The organism is Arthrobacter ginsengisoli (assembly GCF_031456935.1).
Taxonomy (GTDB): domain Bacteria; phylum Actinomycetota; class Actinomycetes; order Actinomycetales; family Micrococcaceae; genus Arthrobacter; species Arthrobacter ginsengisoli.
In genome coordinates this window covers 1-1575 of the sequence record NZ_JAVDVQ010000062.1, presented here as the reverse complement: position 1 = coordinate 1575, position 1575 = coordinate 1, and the positions used below count along the sequence as shown (strand labels likewise).

At 63.1% G+C, this 1575-nt stretch carries 1 protein-coding gene; it reads right to left on the bottom strand.

All coding sequences use genetic code 11. The features are described 5' to 3' along the window. A partial coding sequence (locus tag J2X01_RS21935; protein ID WP_310062671.1) for a primary-amine oxidase occupies positions 1 to 1575 on the bottom strand: 1575 nt, incomplete at both ends.

Sequence of the window (1575 nt, the reverse complement as noted above, 5' to 3'; positions counted from 1 at the left end):
TCGGTGGTGCAGCAGGTTTCGGTGTTGGTGGTGGTGGTTCTGTTTTCGTTGCTGGGGAGGTTCAGGGTGGGGTTTTGGTCGAAGAAGCCGTGGGGTTCGAGCATGAAGCCGATGTTTTGGCGGGGCATGATGGGCCAGTCTTCGAGGCGGACGACGTGGTGCATGCCGAAGGTGTACCAGACGACGAGGTCCTGGTCGACGATGTTCCGGTCTTTTTGGGTCCAGATGTGCAGGCCGTCGTCGTCGCCGGTGGCCTGGTTGGGGAATTCGCCGGCGGCGAAGCGTTCGGTGCGGTCGTAGGCGGTGACCCAGAGGTTGTTGCGGGCGAACTGTGCGCGTTTGCTGACGTAGGATTCGTCGCCGGCGGCGAGTTGGATGCCGTCGGTGGGGATCAGGCGGTAGGCGACGGGTTCGTTGACGATGTTTTTGCTGTCGCGGTTGGCGATTTTCCAGAAGCGGTGCTTGGCGGTGTCGGTTTTGCGGATGGCGGCCTGTTCGGTTTCCAGGAGCCGGTCCACGGCCATGAACGCGGTGTGGGTGGGGTTGTGTTCGGGGATTTCCATGTCGACTTCGTAGACGGCGTTGGTGGGGCCGTCGATTTCGAAGTCCATGCGGACGTTGAACATGTGCTGGTGGATGGGGGCGTAGAGGCCGTCGTTGTTCAGGTTCTGGCCGTAGGGGCTGTTCTCGCCGGGTTTCTGGCCGGCGGTGGAGAGGATGCCGGTGGCTTTGACGAGGAACTCGATGCTGCCGTCGAGGAAGAGGTGCCAGTAGAAGGCGTATTCGTAGTTCGCGACGGTGGCGATGAAGGAGATGACGAGTTTGCGGCTGCGGCGGGTTTCGGTGGTGCCTTCGCGGAAGTCGAAGTGCTTCCAGAGGATGGAGTCGTCTTCCTCGTGCATGCAGATGGCGTTTTCGATGGTCAGCGGGTTGCCGTGGCTGTCGGCGGTGATGCCGTCGAAGTATTTGATTTCGCCGAGGCAGTCGCAGCCGAGGGTGAGGGAGTTGGCCATGTTGCCGATGTTGTATTCGCCGGAGTCGAAGGCGTTCTTTTTGGCCTGGACGGGGGCGGTGTCACCGTAGGGGACGACCATTTCGGAGAGGGAGGCGCGGTTGATGACGGGGCGTTCGACGCCCTTGTTGCGGAACTTCAGCTGGTGCAGGACCAGGCCTTCGCGGGGGGTGAAGCCGACGCGGAAGGACCAGTCGGCCCACTGGACGTGGTTTCCGGTGACGGTGAAGGACGCGCCTTCGGGCTGGGTGATGGAGATGGGCTTGAGGTCGGTGCGGGCTTCGCCGACGTACTTGGGCAGGTAGTTGCCGCTCGCGGACGGGACGGGGATGGCCTGGTCGTCGTCGACCTTGACGACTTCGCCGGAGTTCAGGTCCACGATGACGATGAAGTTCTCGATCGGGTGGGCGTAGGGGCTGTCGTCGGCTTCCTCGCGGACGAAGACGAGGGCGCGCATCAGGCGCCGGCCCTGGTCGTCTTCGCCGAAGTAGCCCACGGACCAGGGTTCGAAGCAGACCAGGGACATGTCGGTGATGCCGCGCTTGGCCAGGGCGGCCTGGACC